Source organism: Collinsella aerofaciens, from assembly GCF_039758815.1.
GTDB classification, from domain to species: Bacteria; Actinomycetota; Coriobacteriia; order Coriobacteriales; family Coriobacteriaceae; genus Collinsella; species Collinsella aerofaciens_BP.
Genome location: NZ_JBDMSK010000007.1, coordinates 47,993 through 62,261, shown reverse-complemented (window position 1 = coordinate 62,261; position 14,269 = coordinate 47,993). Strand labels below are relative to the sequence as shown.

Genomic DNA, 14,269 nt, shown 5'->3' with positions numbered 1-14,269 from the left:
AATTTGCGGGGCGGGGCAACTCGCCCCGCCTTTTGCACTCGTGGTGAGGTCGTGAGCCTGTAAAAGGTGTGCGTGCGCTTGCCGCTCGTATCTGCTATCATTCCTAGTCTGTGCGCTCATGCGGGCGTGGCGGAATTGGTAGACGCGCCAGATTTAGGTTCTGGTGGGATTCCCGTGAAGGTTCGAGTCCTTTCGCCCGCACCAACGCACCCGCGTCGGCTTATGCCCTCGCGACGCTTGTTGCATAAAGGTACCAGCACCTCAGATAAGCTGGGCAGTATGAGGAGGAACGTGTTGAACATCACCGCTTCTGACGTCAAGGACGCCAAGCTCACCGCTACGGTCACCATCCCGGCCGCCGACGTCGACGCCGCGATCAAGAAGGCCTACAAGGACACCGCCAAGAAGTACCGCTTCCCGGGTTTCCGCGCCGGTAAGGCCCCCCGTCCGGTCATCGACTCTGCTCTTGGCGCCGAGGCTACCCTCGCCCAGGCCACCAATGACCTGATCGCCGCCAACGAGCCCGCCGTCCTCAACGAGCTGGACATCGTCCCCACCAAGAACGGTGACTACAAGGACCTCGACCTCGCCAAGGATCACGAGGACTACACCTACACCGTCGAGTTCTCCCTGCGTCCTGCCGCTGAGCTCTCCTCCTTCGACGCTGTCGAGATCGAGATGCCCCCTGCGGAGGTCACCGAGTCCGAGATCAACAACCAGGTCGAGATGCTCCTCAACTACCGTGCCACTTTCGAGGACGTCGAGGGTCGCGCCGTCGAGGCCGAGGACTACGTCACCGTCGACCTCAAGGCCGTCGAGAACGCCGACAACTTTGCCGCCGAGGGCCGCATGCTCATCGCCGGTAGCGACAGCAACCCCAAGGAGTTCAACGAGGCCCTGATCGGCGCCAACGTTGACGACGTCAAGACCGTCACCTGGACCGACGAGGTCGAGGAGGGCGAGGAGGCCGAGACCCACACCGTCGAGGTCACCGTCAAGGGCATCAAGGTTCGCAACACCCCCGAGCTCACCGACGAGCTCGTCAAGTCCGACTTTGGCTTCGACAGCATCGACGCCATGCGCGACGCCATCAAGATCGAGATCGAGCAGGACAAGGCTTCCCGCCTCCCGGCCGAGAAGGAGAACCGTTGCGTCTCCGCTCTCGCCGAGCGCCTGCAGCTCGATGAGATGGACGCCGACTACGAGCAGTCCGTCTTTGAGGAGCTTGGCCAGAACTTCCTGTCCAACCTCGCTGCCCGCGGCATGACGCTCGACACCTGGCTGCCCGCTTCCGGTCTGACCATGGAGCAGTTCATCGGCGACCTGCACAAGCAGGCCAACGACGTTGCCCGTGAGTCCCTTGCTCTCGACGCCCTCGCCCGTGAGCTCAAGATCGAGGTCACCGAGGACGACGTCAACGCCGAGTTCGAGAAGGCCGGCGTCAAGGACGTCGAGGCTTCCAAGGCTGAGTTCATCGCCGATGGCCGTATGCCTGCCGTCCGCGAGTCCATCCGTCGCTCCAAGGCCGTCGACCACCTGGTCGAGAACGCCAAGGTGACCGAGGTCGACGAGACCGCCAAGGACGCCGAGTAATTCTCGCCACCTTGCCCGCGAGCGCATGCGTGCGCCCGTGATGGGGTAAAGTTATACACCGGTTATCCGGTAGCTTCGTACGGTGCCAGCCAATGCATAGCATGCGGGCACCGTACGTTTATCTAGAACCAATTTGGTCCGCAAGAGAGAAATGGAGATGCGTATGATCGCTAAGTTCGATTCCGCCCTCGTGCCATACGTTATCGAGCAGACGCCGCGCGGCGAGCGCAGCTACGATATCTATTCGCGCCTGCTCAACGACCGCATCATCTTCTTGGGCGAGGAGATCAACTCCGTCAGCGCCAACCTGGTCGTTGCCCAGCTGCTGCATCTTGAGAGCCAGGATGCCGAGAAGGATATCTCGCTCTATATCAATTCGCCCGGTGGCGAGGTCTACTCCGGCCTGGCAATTCTGGACACCATGAACTTCATTAAGCCGCAGGTCTCCACCATCTGCGTCGGTATGGCCGCGTCTATGGCCGCTGTGCTGCTTTCGGCCGGAGCCAAGGGCAAGCGCTTCTGCCTGCCTCACTCCAAGGTTATGATTCACCAGCCCAGCGGCGGTGCCCAGGGCCAGCAGACCGAGATCGAGATCGTGGCCGAGGAGATCAAGAAGACCCGCCGCGAGCTCAACCAGATCCTGTCCGACGCCTCTGGCCAGCCCATCGAGAAGGTCCAGGCCGACACCGAGCGCGACAACTACCTGACCGCTGCCGAGGCCCTCGACTACGGCCTGATCGACCGTATCGTCACCTCGCGCGACCTTGCCGCGAAGGACGCCTAGGATGGCCGGTAACATGCAGGACAACTTTGACGAGAACGGCAACCCCATCCGCTGCTCCTTCTGCGGAAAAGAGCAAGGGCAGGTTCGCCGCCTTGTAAAGGGTCCGACCAACATCTTTATCTGCGACGAGTGCGTCGCCGCCTGCTCCGAGATCTTGGAGGAGTCGCTGGCTTCGGACTTTATGGACGCTGCCCGCAACGGCAAGCTGCCGGGCTTTCTCAACGATCACGGGCAGGCTGCATCTCAGCCCGCCGTGGACCCCGAGGCCGAGGGCTTTGAGCTCGAGGACGACGCCCGTCAGGTCATTACGCATGTGCCGACGCCGCACGAGATTTATGACGAGCTTTCGGCCTATGTCATGGGCCAGGAGGACGCCAAGCGCGCCATGTCGGTTGCCGTGTACAACCATTACCGCCGCGTGATCGAGGGCGGTGCTGCGCTTTCGGCCTTTGACGACGGTTTGGACTCGCAGCTCGACGATGATATGGATGAGGTGGAGCTCGCCAAGTCCAACATTCTGCTGCTCGGCCCCACCGGTACCGGTAAGACGCTTCTGGCGCAGACGCTCGCGCGCATCCTCGAGGTGCCATTTGCCATCGCCGACGCCACCGCGCTCACCGAGGCCGGTTACGTGGGCGAGGACGTGGAGAACATCCTGCTCAAGCTCATCAATGCCGCCGATGGCGATATTGAGCGCGCGCAGGTTGGCATTATCTACGTGGACGAGATCGACAAGATCGCCCGCAAGGCCGAGAACCTCTCCATCACCCGCGATGTTTCGGGCGAGGGCGTTCAGCAGGCGCTGCTTAAGATTCTTGAGGGCACGGTGGCAAGCGTTCCGCCCACCGGCGGCCGCAAGCATCCCCAGCAGGAGCTGCTGCAGATCGACACGACCAACATCCTGTTCATCTGCGGCGGTGCCTTTGTTGGTCTGGACAAGATCATCGCCGACCGCGTGGGCAACAAGGGCGTGGGCTTTAACTCCGAGATTGCCGGCCCCACCTCGGTCGATGAGAACGACCTGCTGCGCCAGGTGCTCCCGCAGGATCTCAACGCCTTTGGTATGATCCCCGAGTTTGTGGGACGTACGCCTGTCGTCACCCAGACGCAGGCGCTCGACGAGGACGACCTGGTGTCGATCCTGACTGAGCCCAAGAACGCCGTGGTGCGTCAGTACCGCAAGATGTTCCAGCTCGAGGACGTTGAGCTTGAGTTTGAGGACGCCGCCCTGCACGAGATCGCCCGCATGGCGCTTGCCCGCAAGACCGGCGCCCGCGGTCTGCGCTCCATCTGCGAGGACGTGCTGCAGCAGACGATGTTCGACCTCCCCAGCGAGGAGGGCGTTTCCAAGGTCGTCGTGACCGAAGCCTCCGTAAAGGGCGATGAACAGCCCCAACGCATCTACGGGTAAAACCTGTCAAAACGTTTTTGTCGATAGCCTCCGACCATCCACGGTCGGAGGCTATTTTATATATACGCAATAACCCCAACTACCTGTGTTATTCTGTGTGTTTGTTTAAGCCTCGGCAAAGTCATTACAGACTGAAGTAATCGATACCTAAGGGGAGGAATGTAGGCCCGATTTTCGTAGATTCCGCACGAGCCGAAGACCACGTAATGTGGTCTTCGAGCGAGCCCAGGACCTGACCGAGCGAAAATCGGGCCTACATTCCTCCCCGGCGGGACAGGGAGAGATATATGGAAGAGATGCCCAAGAACTACGATCCGTCGACCAACGAGCCGGCGATCCTGCAGAAGTGGCTCGACGGCGGCTACTACAAGCGCCGCGAGGGCGTGGGCGACTGCACCGTAACCATTCCGCCTCCCAACGTGACCGGCAAGCTCCACATGGGTCACGCCACCGACGACTCCATCCAGGACGCCATCATCCGTATGGCCCGCATGCGCGGCAAGTCCACGCGCTGGGTGCTCGGCACCGACCACGCCGGTATCGCCACGCAGACCAAGGTCGACAAGAAGCTCAAGAGCGAGGGCATCAGCCGCCTGGAGATCGGTCGCGACAAGTTTGTAGACGCCTGCTGGGATTGGACCCACGAGTACGGCGGCATCATCGTCGAGCAGATCAAGCGTATGGGCTGCTCCGTCGACTTTGATAACGAGCGCTTCACCATGGACGAGGACTACGCCCAGGCCGTGCGCAAGGTGTTCTGCGACTGGTACCACGATGGTCTGATCTACCGCGGCAAGCGCATCGTCAACTGGTGCCCTAACTGCACCACTGCTATCTCGGACGACGAGGCCGAGTACAAGGACGAGAAGGGCCACCTGTGGCACCTGCGCTACCCGCTGACCGAGCCGGTCAACGGCCAGGATTACATCGTCGTCGCCACTACGCGCCCCGAGACCATGCTCGGCGACACGGGCGTCGCCGTCTCCCCGAAGGACCCCGAGAAGGCTGCCTTTGTGGGCAAGACCGTCAAGCTCCCCATCGTCGACCGTGAGATCCCCATCTTTGAGGATTGGCATGTCGACGCCAACTTTGGTTCCGGCTTCGTCAAGGTCACCCCGGCCCACGACCCCAACGATTACGCCATGGGTCAGGCTCACGACCTGCCGCAGATCAACATCTTTGACGAGCACGCGGTGGTCGTCGAGGGCTACGGCGAGTTCACCGGCATGAACCGCGACGAGTGCCGCGAGGCCGTAATCAAGTGGTTTGAGGAGCACGACCTGCTCGATCACGCCGACGAACTCGATCACTCCGTCATGCACTGCTACCGTTGCGACTCCGCGCTGGAGCCGTGGCTGTCCGAGCAGTGGTTCGTGGCCGTCGACAAGCTCAAGGGACCGGCGCTCGACGCCGTCAACTCCGGCAAGGTCACCTTCCACCCCGCGCGCTGGACGCAGACCTACACCACCTGGATGGAGAACCTCAAGGACTGGTGCATCAGCCGCCAGCTGTGGTGGGGCCACCGCATCCCCGTGTTCTACTGCGAGGACTGCGGCTGGGAGGACGCCCTTACCGAGGACACCGACGTGTGCCCCAAGTGCGGCGGCCATCACGTGCACCAGGACGAGAACGTGCTGGACACCTGGTTCAGCTCGCAGCTGTGGACCTTTGCCACGCAGGGCTGGCCGCAAAAGCCGGAGCTGCTCGAGGGGCATCACCCCACGACGGCGCTCGTCACCGCACGCGACATCATCGCGCTGTGGGTTGCCCGCATGGTCATGAGCTCGCTGTACTTCCTGGACGAGGTGCCGTTTAAGGATGTCGTCATCTACCCGACGATTCTTGCCAAGGACGGCAGCCGCATGTCCAAGTCCAAGGGCAACGGCGTTGACCCCATGGACCTCATCGGCATGTACGGCGCCGACGCCATGCGCTTCAACCTGCTGACGCTCTGCACCAACAACCAGGACGTCAAGTTCGACGCGAACATCGACAAGAAGACCAAGAAGCTCATCGACAGCCCGCGCACCGAGCAGGCCAAGTCGTTTGTGACCAAGATCTGGAACGCCAGCCGCTTCCTGCTCATGAACATGGAGGGCTACACGCCCGGCGAGCCCGTCGTGGAGACGCCGGCCGACGCCTGGATGTTCAGCCGCCTTGCCAAGGCCGTCAAGATGGTTACCGAGGGTATCGAGAACTACACCTTTGGCGACATGGCCCGCGGCGTGCAGCAGTTCTTCTGGAACGAGGTCTGCGACTGGTACGTCGAGGTCACCAAGGCCCGCCTGAAGGGCGAGGGCCGTCTGCAGGCCCAGCGCAACCTGATCTTTGTGCTCGACACCTCCATTCGCCTGATGCACCCGCTCATGCCGTTTGTCACCGAGGAGATCTGGGACAACATGCCGGCGAGCGTGCTCGACCTGGACGCCGAGGGCAACGTGGACCGCGCCGAGGCGCTCATGATCGCCAAGTGGCCCGAGCCCACCGACTACGCCAAGTATGTTGATGAGGATGCCGAGCGCGCGTTTGAGCTGTGCCGTACCGTCGTGTCTGCCGCTCGCGCCACGCGTTCGCGTTATCGCTTGAGCCCCAAGGCCGAGCTCGACGTGGTCGTGCGCGCCGGCGCCGAGGACATCGAGAAGCTCGAGAGCCTGCGCTCGACCATCGAGCCGCTGGCGAACACCGCTTCGCTGGTCATGGGTACCGACGTCGAGAAGCCGGCCGCGAGCATCGCCGTGGTCGACAGCGGCGTCGAGGTCTTTGTGGTGCTCGAGGGCAAGGTCGACCTTTCGGCCGAGAAGGCACGCCTGGAGAAGGAGATCGCCGCGGCGCAGAAGGAGCTTGCTGGCTGCGAGAAGACCCTTGCCAACGAGGGCTTTGTGGCTAAGGCCGCGCCTGCGGTGGTCCAGAAGAAGAGGGACCGTGCAGCTGAGCTCAAGGAGATCCTGGTGGCGCTGACTGCTCAGGTCGCTGACTTCTCGTAAGGTTTACTCGGGGACGCGTCCCGATGCTTTGCTCTCCGCTGCGGACACCTATTCCGCCGTTCTAACGAACGGCGGCTGACTCGACGCTGCAAACGCCTCTGATGGCCAATCTGCCGTTCAACTTCGGGCGCATGGGCATAAGCCCTATGCGCCCTTGTTTCACGGCACCTTGGCTCATCAGAGGCGTTTTCGCTGACTATCCTCAACCTATACTGTTTTATTTTTCTATGAATGGCGGTTCTAAAAATGCCTAAGCGTTCTGGCTTGTATACCGTTCCTTTTGAGTTTGATTTGCTTTCGTTTGGTGAGGCTGTTGCTTTGGCTGCTGATACGGGGCGGATTTCTGGGGATGCTGGTCCTCTGCTCGAGACGGTTGTCGATATGCTCGATGAGCTGGGACGTCCGGACGAGTATTTCGATTGCATTCAGGTTGCCGGTACCAATGGCAAGACTTCGACCACGCGTTTTTCGGCTGCTATCCTTCGCGGCGAGGGACTCAAGACCGCGCTGTATACGTCGCCGCAGCTTGTGCGCTATCCCGAGCGCATGGAGGTCGATGGCCGCGTCGTGAGCGATGAGGCCTTTGCCCGCGGTGTCTCTGCCGCTGTCGAGGCGGGGCGTCGTGTGAATGTGCGCCGTGTGGCAGCGGGCGAGCGTGCCTATGCCATCACGCCGTTTGACCTGCTGACGGTCGCCGCGCTTGTGGTGTTTGCCGAGGCCGCGGTGGATGTTGCCGTGCTCGAGGTTGGCATGGGCGGACGTTGGGACGCCACGAGTGCGACCGATCCCGTGGCCGTCGCCATTACGGGCATTGGGCTCGATCACACACGTATTTTAGGCGACACGCTCGAGGCCATTGCGGGGGAGAAGGCTGCGGTCATTAAACCCGGGCGCCTGGTTGTACTGGGTGAGGGCACGCATGAGGCGAGTGTTCAGCGCGTGATGGATGCACGTTGTCGCGAGTGCGGCACTGTGCCGCTGGTGGTGAGCCATGCCACGACCAAGGTGCCGGCGCATGTGGGCGATACGGTTGAGTTTAGCTGCACTACGCCGCGTGCGATTTATACGTCGAGCATGGTCAAGCCGGCGTATCAGCCGCAGAATGCCGCGTGCGCGATTATGCTGTGCGAGGGGTATCTGGGTCGCGAGCTCGATCATGACAAGCTCGTTGCGTCGCTTATGGGCTGCCCCACGCCGGGCCGATTTGATGTGCTGGGAACTGATCCGCTCAAGCTGATCGACGCCTGCCATAACCCACAGAGCTGCGAGAACTTTGTGAGCGCACTGGACGAGATCGATTCGTGCGTAGAGAATCGCCCCACGCTGCTGTGCGCCGCGCTGGCCGATAAGGACGTGGCGGGTATCGTTGACGTTCTGGTTCCGGCGTTCCCCCGCGTGGTCGTAACCCAGACCGATTCCGATCGCGCCTTGCCCGCACAGGAGCTTGCCTCCCTGGTGGACGCCGACAAGCTCGCGGGCGTGTACCCCAGCGTATCCGAGGCCCTCGCGGCTTTCGATGCCGCGGGCGAGTCCTTCGTAGCCGCCGGCACCATCACCCTAGCCGGCGAAGTAGCGGGCTTGCTCCGTTAACCCATCCCCTCATCAGTTGCGGTGAAATACGGACTGTTTTACAAGCCAGAAGCCTCAAACAGTCCGTATATCACCGCAACTTAAAAGTAGTCAATTTGGGACGGGGCTATTTTGACTACCCTGCTCCTCGAGTTGACTTGCTTGCCACGAAATGGGCTTATCTACTACGTTTTGGCGACTACTCTCGACCACACGGAAAATCGTGAAATAAAAATCGCAGGTAGACGGCTTGCTGATTTTTAAAAAAGACCCGCATGGTCGACCTATGCGGGTTAAACGTAGTAGATAGCCCGCTTTCGTGGCGCGACGTTAGCGGAATGTGTCAACGGGGCTGTCCCTTTGGCGCATTGGCTAGTCGAGGCGGACCGGATCGTGGGGGTAGGCGTTGAGAATCTCGACGCCGTTCTCGGTCACCAGGGCCAGGTCCTCGATGCGGACACCGGTGCGGCCGGGGAGGTAGATGCCCGGTTCGATGGAGAACGTCATGCCTGGCTCTACAACCTGCTCGTTGACCAGCGAGACGTCGCCCGGCTCGTGGTCCTGCAGACCAATCGAGTGGCCCAGGCGATGCGTAAAGTATTTGCCGTAGCCCGCACCCTCAATCACGTCGCGTGCGGCGCGGTCCAGGTCGCACATGCGCACGCCCGGGGCGATGAGCCCCTCGGCGGCTTCGTTGGCGCGGCGCACGATGTCGTAGATGCGTGTCGTCTCCTCGTCCGGCTCGCCCCAAAAGAATGTGCGTGTCATGTCCGAGCAGTAGTTGCGGCGGCGTCCGCCAATGTCGAACAGCACCACGTCGCCGCGCTTGAGCGCGGTGCCGTCGGGTTCGTGATGTGGGTCGCCGGCGTTGGCGCCAAAGCTCACTATGGGAGGAAAGCTAAAGCCCTCGCAGCCGTGCTTGCGATACAGGCTGAGCATCTGGTCGGCGATCTCGCACTCCGTTACGCCCTCGTGGACGAGCTTGATCGCGTCGGCCATCACGGCGTCGTTGGCTGCCGAGGACACGCGCATAAGCTCCTGCTCGGCGGCATCCTTGTGGGTGCGCGCGGCGGTGACGGCAAAGTCGCCTAGGAAGAACTCGCTGGCGGCGTGGCGCTCCATGAGCGGCATCAAAAAGCCGGAGCGCATGACGGTGTCGATGCCAAGCGGCTTGGCTGGGTCGATCTCACTCGCGATGGCGTCGGTCACGACGTCGGTATCGTTGTGGTAGGCAACGCGCGCATTATCATACTCGGGCAGCTGATGCAGCGCGTTGACCAGGATCACGGGCTCGCAATCGCGCGCGAGCAGCACGCCGCAAAAACGCTCGAACATATCGGCATAAAAGCCGGTCAGATAGTAAATCGACCACGGGTCGTTTACGAGCAGCTGTGCGCCGGGGTGCTGAGCCTCGAGCGCATCGAGCACGCGTGCCACACGCTGGTCATCGACATGTGCCATGAAACATCCTTTCACTATGGTGCCACCATGGTATCCCAAGCTCGGCACATAGGGACGTTCCTTTTATGCCGGCACCTGGGGACACTCCTTGCCAAGCAGCTAAAAGAGCCCTGTCCTAAATTAGCTGCTTAGGCGGGGGTCGATGTCCATGCTGGCGATTAGGTTGATGTTGGTGTCTAGGAGGTTCTCTAGCACGACGTCGCCCATGCGGATGGGGGCCTCGACGACAACGCCGCGGATGAGGTCCATGGCTTGGGCGTGGAGTGCCAGCGGGATGGCTTCGGCCGTGCGCACGGGGAGCAGGGCTTCGTCGCCGCCGGAGACGGCCACGGTCGTCGTGAGCACGCGCATGGGGCAGGTGAGCTCCTGATGTGCGAACTTGTCGCCGCGTGGGCAGTTGTTACCGGTTACGGAGCGAACCTCTGCCACGGCGCCGTTGGCATCGCGCTCCACCTCTACGGTCAGGAGGCATTCGGATGGGCAAGTGGTGCAGTTGAACTGCAGCGTCTCGGTCGCATTCGTGCTCATGGCCTTATGCCTCCTCAATGGGATCGACGGACAGAATAAGCTCGCTGGCACCCATGTCGAGTGCCTGCTTGATGACCTTTGCCTGCAGTGGAAAGCTTTCCATAACGCTCGGTTTAAACGCGCGGACCTTGCCCGCAAACAGCTCCTCGCCGCCTGCCAGAATGCGCACGCGGGCGGTGTCGACCGGTCGGCGCACGCGGAAGTTCAGCTTGGTGAGCGCCACAGCCGTAATGCGTCCCGGCAGCGCGTAGCCCGCAATGCCGGCAGGGGAGACCGTGAGCTCGCAGCCCGTGCCCGCAGCGCACGCCTCGGCGCCGCCCAACGCCCACGCCGCCGCTGCCGCACCGGCGCGCTCGGACTCGGTCGTCACGTTGTCGGCCAGGTCGTGCACGTGCAGCACGTTACCGCAGGCAAAGATGCCCGGCACGCCCGTCTGCAGGCTCTGGTCCACCACTGCGCCGCGCGTGCGCGGGTCAAGCTCCACGCCTGCTGCAACCGAAAGCTCATTCTCGGGAATCAATCCCACCGAAAGCAGCAGTGTGTCACACGGAATAATGCGCTCGGTCCCGGCAATGGGAGCCAGACGCTCGTCGACTTGGCTCACCTCGACGGCCTCCACACGGTCGTGCCCGATCACGCGCGTGACGGTGGTGGACAGGTGCAGCGGAATGCCAAAGTCGTCTAGGCAGTTCTTGACGTTGCGGCGCAGTCCGTTGGCGTACGGCATGAGCTCGTACACGCCCTCGACCGAAATCCCCTCGAGCGTGCAGCGGCGCGCCATGATAAGCCCGATGTCGCCCGAGCCCAAAATGACGGCGCGCGAGCCGGGTTTAAGGTTTTCGATATTGATGTATCGCTGCGCCAAGCCGGCCGTAAACACGCCGGCGGGACGGCTACCGGGAATCTTGATCTCGCTGCGGGTGCGCTCGCGGCATCCCATAGCAAGGACGACCGCGCGTCCGGTGAGCTGTAGCATGCCGGCGGGGCTCATGAGCGTGACGGTATGGACCGCGGTCTCTTCCGTAGGCTCGTCCGAATCGATCCCAAGCACCATGCTGTCCAAGAACAGCGCAATGTCGGTCGCGCGCACCTGGTCGATAAAGCGCTGCGCGTATTCGGGACCGGTGAGCTCCTGTTTAAAGTGCGACAGGCCAAAGCCGGGGTGGATGCACTGGCGGAGGATGCCGCCCGGATGCTGCTCGCGCTCCACGATGGCCACGCGTGCGCCTGCCTTATACGCGGCCAGCGCGGCCGCCATGCCGGCAGGTCCGCCGCCGATAACGACCACGTCGAAGGCTTGCGTATGTACGGCTTCTACGACGCCGCAATCAATCGCACTCGATTTGAATTCCGCCATCCTAGCGCACCCCCTTCAAAGGTCCCTCAACCAGCCAGGAGTCGGCGTCCTCCAGTAATACCTCGCTGGGGTCGCAGTCCAGCTCTCGGGCAAGAATCGCCACCACACGGCTCTGGCAAAAGCCACTTTGGCACCGACCCATGCCGGCGCGGCAGCGGCGCTTGACGCCCTCCACCGAAACCGCGCCCGGCTGGCGTCGGATCGCGGCCACGATCTCGGCTTCGGGCACCGTCTCGCAGCGGCAGACAATCTGTCCCCACGCGGGATCGGACTCAATGAGCTCCTCCTTACGCGCAAGCGGCGCGCGGTCAAAGTCGTCCGGCGCGCGGCGAATTGGGTTCCAGTCCGCCCGCTCATGCAGCTCCACGCCCGCCTCACGCATCACAAGCTCCATGCGCTCGGCAATGGCCGGCGCGCTTGCCACGCCCGGCGACTGAATGCCCGCCGCCTGGAACAGCCCCGGCACCACGGCCGACTGTCCAATAATGAAATCGTTCGTTCCCTGAATGACCGGACGCCCGCCGGCAAACGCGCGCACCACGCGGCGTGTGTCCAGGTCGGGCACCAGCTTGCGCGCGCCGGTTAGCAGCGCGTTGACGTCGCACGCATAGGTCTGCGTGTCGCCTGGCTCGCGCACGGCGGCCGTGGCGGTGATCACGGTGTTACCGTGCACGGTGCCCGTGACGATAACGCCCTTCGACACCGGCGTCGGCACGGGGTAGAGCGGCATGAGCGTGCGCGGCTCCTTGTCCAGCACCACGATGTTGCCCTGACGCCAGACCATCTGGAATTCCTCGGCGCCGGCCATATGCGAGATGTCGGCGGCGCCGTTGCCCGCGGCATTGATCAGATAGCGACAGCGCACGTTGCCAGCGGGGCACACCAGTGTAAAGCGCGCGCCGTCGTTCGAGCCCGCGACTTCAATCACCTCCACTGGCGCAGACCGCATAAACGTCACCCCGTTGGCCACGGCGTTCTCCAGCGCGGCGATGGCAACCTCAAACGGATCGACAAAACCGGTCGAAGGGCACCACAACGCGTACGTTGCATCGGCACTGGCGCGCGGCTCTAATTCGTGGATGCGGTCGGGTCCGACGATCGACAGCTCGGGCACACCGTTGGCCAGGCCATTCTGGCGCAGCTGCTCCAGATGTGCGCGGTCCTCGTCGTTAAACCCCAATACCATCGACCCGGTGCGGCAGAACAGAAAGCCCAGCTCCTGCGCCCACGTACCGTACAACTCGCAGCCATGGGCATTGACCTGTGCCTTTACGGTGCCCGGCGCCGGATCGTAGCCGGCGTGCACCAGGCCGCCGTTGGCTTTCGATGCGCCCAGCGCGATATCGTTTGCTGCATCGACCACGCAAATGGACAGGTCAAACCGCGCGAGCTGCCGCGCGATGGCGCACCCCGTAATGCCCGCGCCCACAATTGCGATATCAAACGTTTCTGTCACAGTGCCTCCCAGACGAGTTGACAGGCTGTCAATAAGACTATCCTACGGTCTGCACACCCCCAGCGCGGCGGCAATGCGGCGAACAGCCCCGCAACATCCGCCAACGGCAGGAGAGGGGAGACTCAGTAACGTCGATAACCTCGTCTGCTACCTTCGATGCCGGAGATTTGTCTCGATCTGTAACATCTGGGACTGTTTTTGCTGAGCAACTGTTACAGATTGAGACATTCGGTCTGGAGTTTTTTCTTTGTCTCGATCTGTAACAGTTAGCTGATGATTTGGGTTCTAGATGTTACAGATCGAGACAAACCTTCCGGCGGATTTTGAATGTCTCGATCTGTAACAGTAAGAGGGGTTTTGGGACCCAAGATGTTACAGGTCGAGATTGAAGTCGGGGAGGGACCCCTGTGTCTCGATCTGTAACATCTAGACCCGGATTCCGGTCCTAACTGTTACAGATTGAGATGTTTGTGTCCGCGCCAGCCCCGTACCCGGCCGTGGTCCCATATAAACAAACCCCGTGGTAAACTTGACCGGACTGTTAATATTCCGAAAGGTTCCCGTAATGTCCAAGTACATCTCCGAGCTCATGTCGCCGCAGCTTATGGGCGTCGTCTATGCCTTCGTTGGCTTTATCATCGCCCTGTATGTGCTGTCGGTCGTCTATGTGTTCATCGACGCTCGCCGCCGCGGCGCCAGCGCCTACGTGGCATGGGGCATCATCGCCCTCATCCCGTTTGTGGGCCTCATTGCCTACCTGGTCCTGCGCCCGCACTCCTACGCGTCCGATCGCGAGGAGCAGGAGCTGGACATGGCCCTGCGCGAGCGCCAGCTTGCCCAGTACGGCACCTGCCCGCAGTGCGGTGCACCCATCGAGAAGGACTTCGTCGTCTGTCCGGTGTGCGATACTCAGGTTCGCAACGTATGCCCCAGCTGCCATCGCCCGCTCGATGCGCACTGGAAGGTCTGCCCCTACTGCCGAACTCGCATCCAGTAACGCATCCATCGCCGGGCCGGCCGCAAACCACGGGCACGCCGCAAGCCGCACGCGCGCCCCACACCCCGCCCTCACACGATGAAGCATGCGTAGAAAATCGCCCGCCGTGCCATTAAGGTGCGGCGGGCG

The 14,269-nt window shown here is 62.2% G+C and carries 10 protein-coding genes and 1 tRNA gene; 7 read left to right on the top strand and 4 right to left on the bottom strand.

The window, feature by feature from the left end:
* The first annotated feature begins 120 nt into the window (after positions 1 to 120).
* From ABHT90_RS05175 to ABHT90_RS05150, 6 genes are all read left to right on the top strand, one after another.
* Positions 121 to 204: transfer RNA gene (locus ABHT90_RS05175), tRNA-Leu, on the top strand.
* Between the two features lie 87 nt (positions 205 to 291).
* The gene (gene tig / locus ABHT90_RS05170; protein WP_346981836.1) at positions 292 to 1,593 is read left to right on the top strand and encodes a trigger factor; all 1,302 of its coding nucleotides are present in this window, start codon (positions 292 to 294) and stop codon (positions 1,591 to 1,593) included.
* 163 nt (positions 1,594 to 1,756) lie between these two features.
* Complete coding sequence (locus ABHT90_RS05165) at positions 1,757 to 2,377, top strand: ATP-dependent Clp protease proteolytic subunit (RefSeq protein WP_022095182.1); 621 nt, start codon at positions 1,757 to 1,759, stop codon at positions 2,375 to 2,377.
* 1 nt (position 2,378) lies between these two features.
* Positions 2,379 to 3,788: an ATP-dependent Clp protease ATP-binding subunit ClpX gene (clpX, locus tag ABHT90_RS05160; protein ID WP_346981835.1), complete on the top strand. Its 1,410-nt coding sequence runs from the start codon at positions 2,379 to 2,381 to the stop codon at positions 3,786 to 3,788.
* Positions 3,789 to 4,075: 287 nt separating this feature from the next.
* On the top strand, positions 4,076 to 6,772 hold the full coding sequence (locus ABHT90_RS05155) for a valine--tRNA ligase (RefSeq protein ID WP_346981834.1): 2,697 nt from the start codon (positions 4,076 to 4,078) through the stop codon (positions 6,770 to 6,772).
* A gap of 246 nt (positions 6,773 to 7,018) precedes the next feature.
* Positions 7,019 to 8,362: a bifunctional folylpolyglutamate synthase/dihydrofolate synthase gene (locus tag ABHT90_RS05150; RefSeq protein ID WP_346981833.1), complete on the top strand. Its 1,344-nt coding sequence runs from the start codon at positions 7,019 to 7,021 to the stop codon at positions 8,360 to 8,362.
* Positions 8,363 to 8,713: 351 nt separating this feature from the next.
* On the opposite strand, the gene ABHT90_RS05145 is transcribed toward ABHT90_RS05150, so the two are convergent.
* From ABHT90_RS05145 to ABHT90_RS05130, 4 genes are all read right to left on the bottom strand, one after another.
* Positions 8,714 to 9,802: a M24 family metallopeptidase gene (locus ABHT90_RS05145; RefSeq protein ID WP_346981832.1), complete on the bottom strand. Its 1,089-nt coding sequence runs from the start codon at positions 9,800 to 9,802 to the stop codon at positions 8,714 to 8,716.
* 120 nt (positions 9,803 to 9,922) lie between these two features.
* Positions 9,923 to 10,330 (bottom strand): DUF1667 domain-containing protein, encoded by a 408-nt coding sequence (locus tag ABHT90_RS05140; protein WP_346981831.1) that lies wholly within the window; start codon positions 10,328 to 10,330, stop codon positions 9,923 to 9,925.
* 4 nt (positions 10,331 to 10,334) lie between these two features.
* Entirely contained in the window at positions 10,335 to 11,687 is a 1,353-nt protein-coding gene (locus ABHT90_RS05135; RefSeq protein ID WP_346981830.1) for an NAD(P)/FAD-dependent oxidoreductase, read from the bottom strand.
* A gap of 1 nt (position 11,688) precedes the next feature.
* A complete protein-coding gene (locus ABHT90_RS05130; protein ID WP_346981829.1) occupies positions 11,689 to 13,143 on the bottom strand; it encodes an NAD(P)/FAD-dependent oxidoreductase in 1,455 nt (484 codons plus the stop codon).
* 565 nt (positions 13,144 to 13,708) lie between these two features.
* On the opposite strand from ABHT90_RS05130, the gene ABHT90_RS05125 reads away from it, so the two are divergent.
* Positions 13,709 to 14,140 (top strand): double zinc ribbon domain-containing protein, encoded by a 432-nt coding sequence (locus ABHT90_RS05125; protein WP_055251579.1) that lies wholly within the window; start codon positions 13,709 to 13,711, stop codon positions 14,138 to 14,140.
* Positions 14,141 to 14,269: the final 129 nt, after the last annotated feature.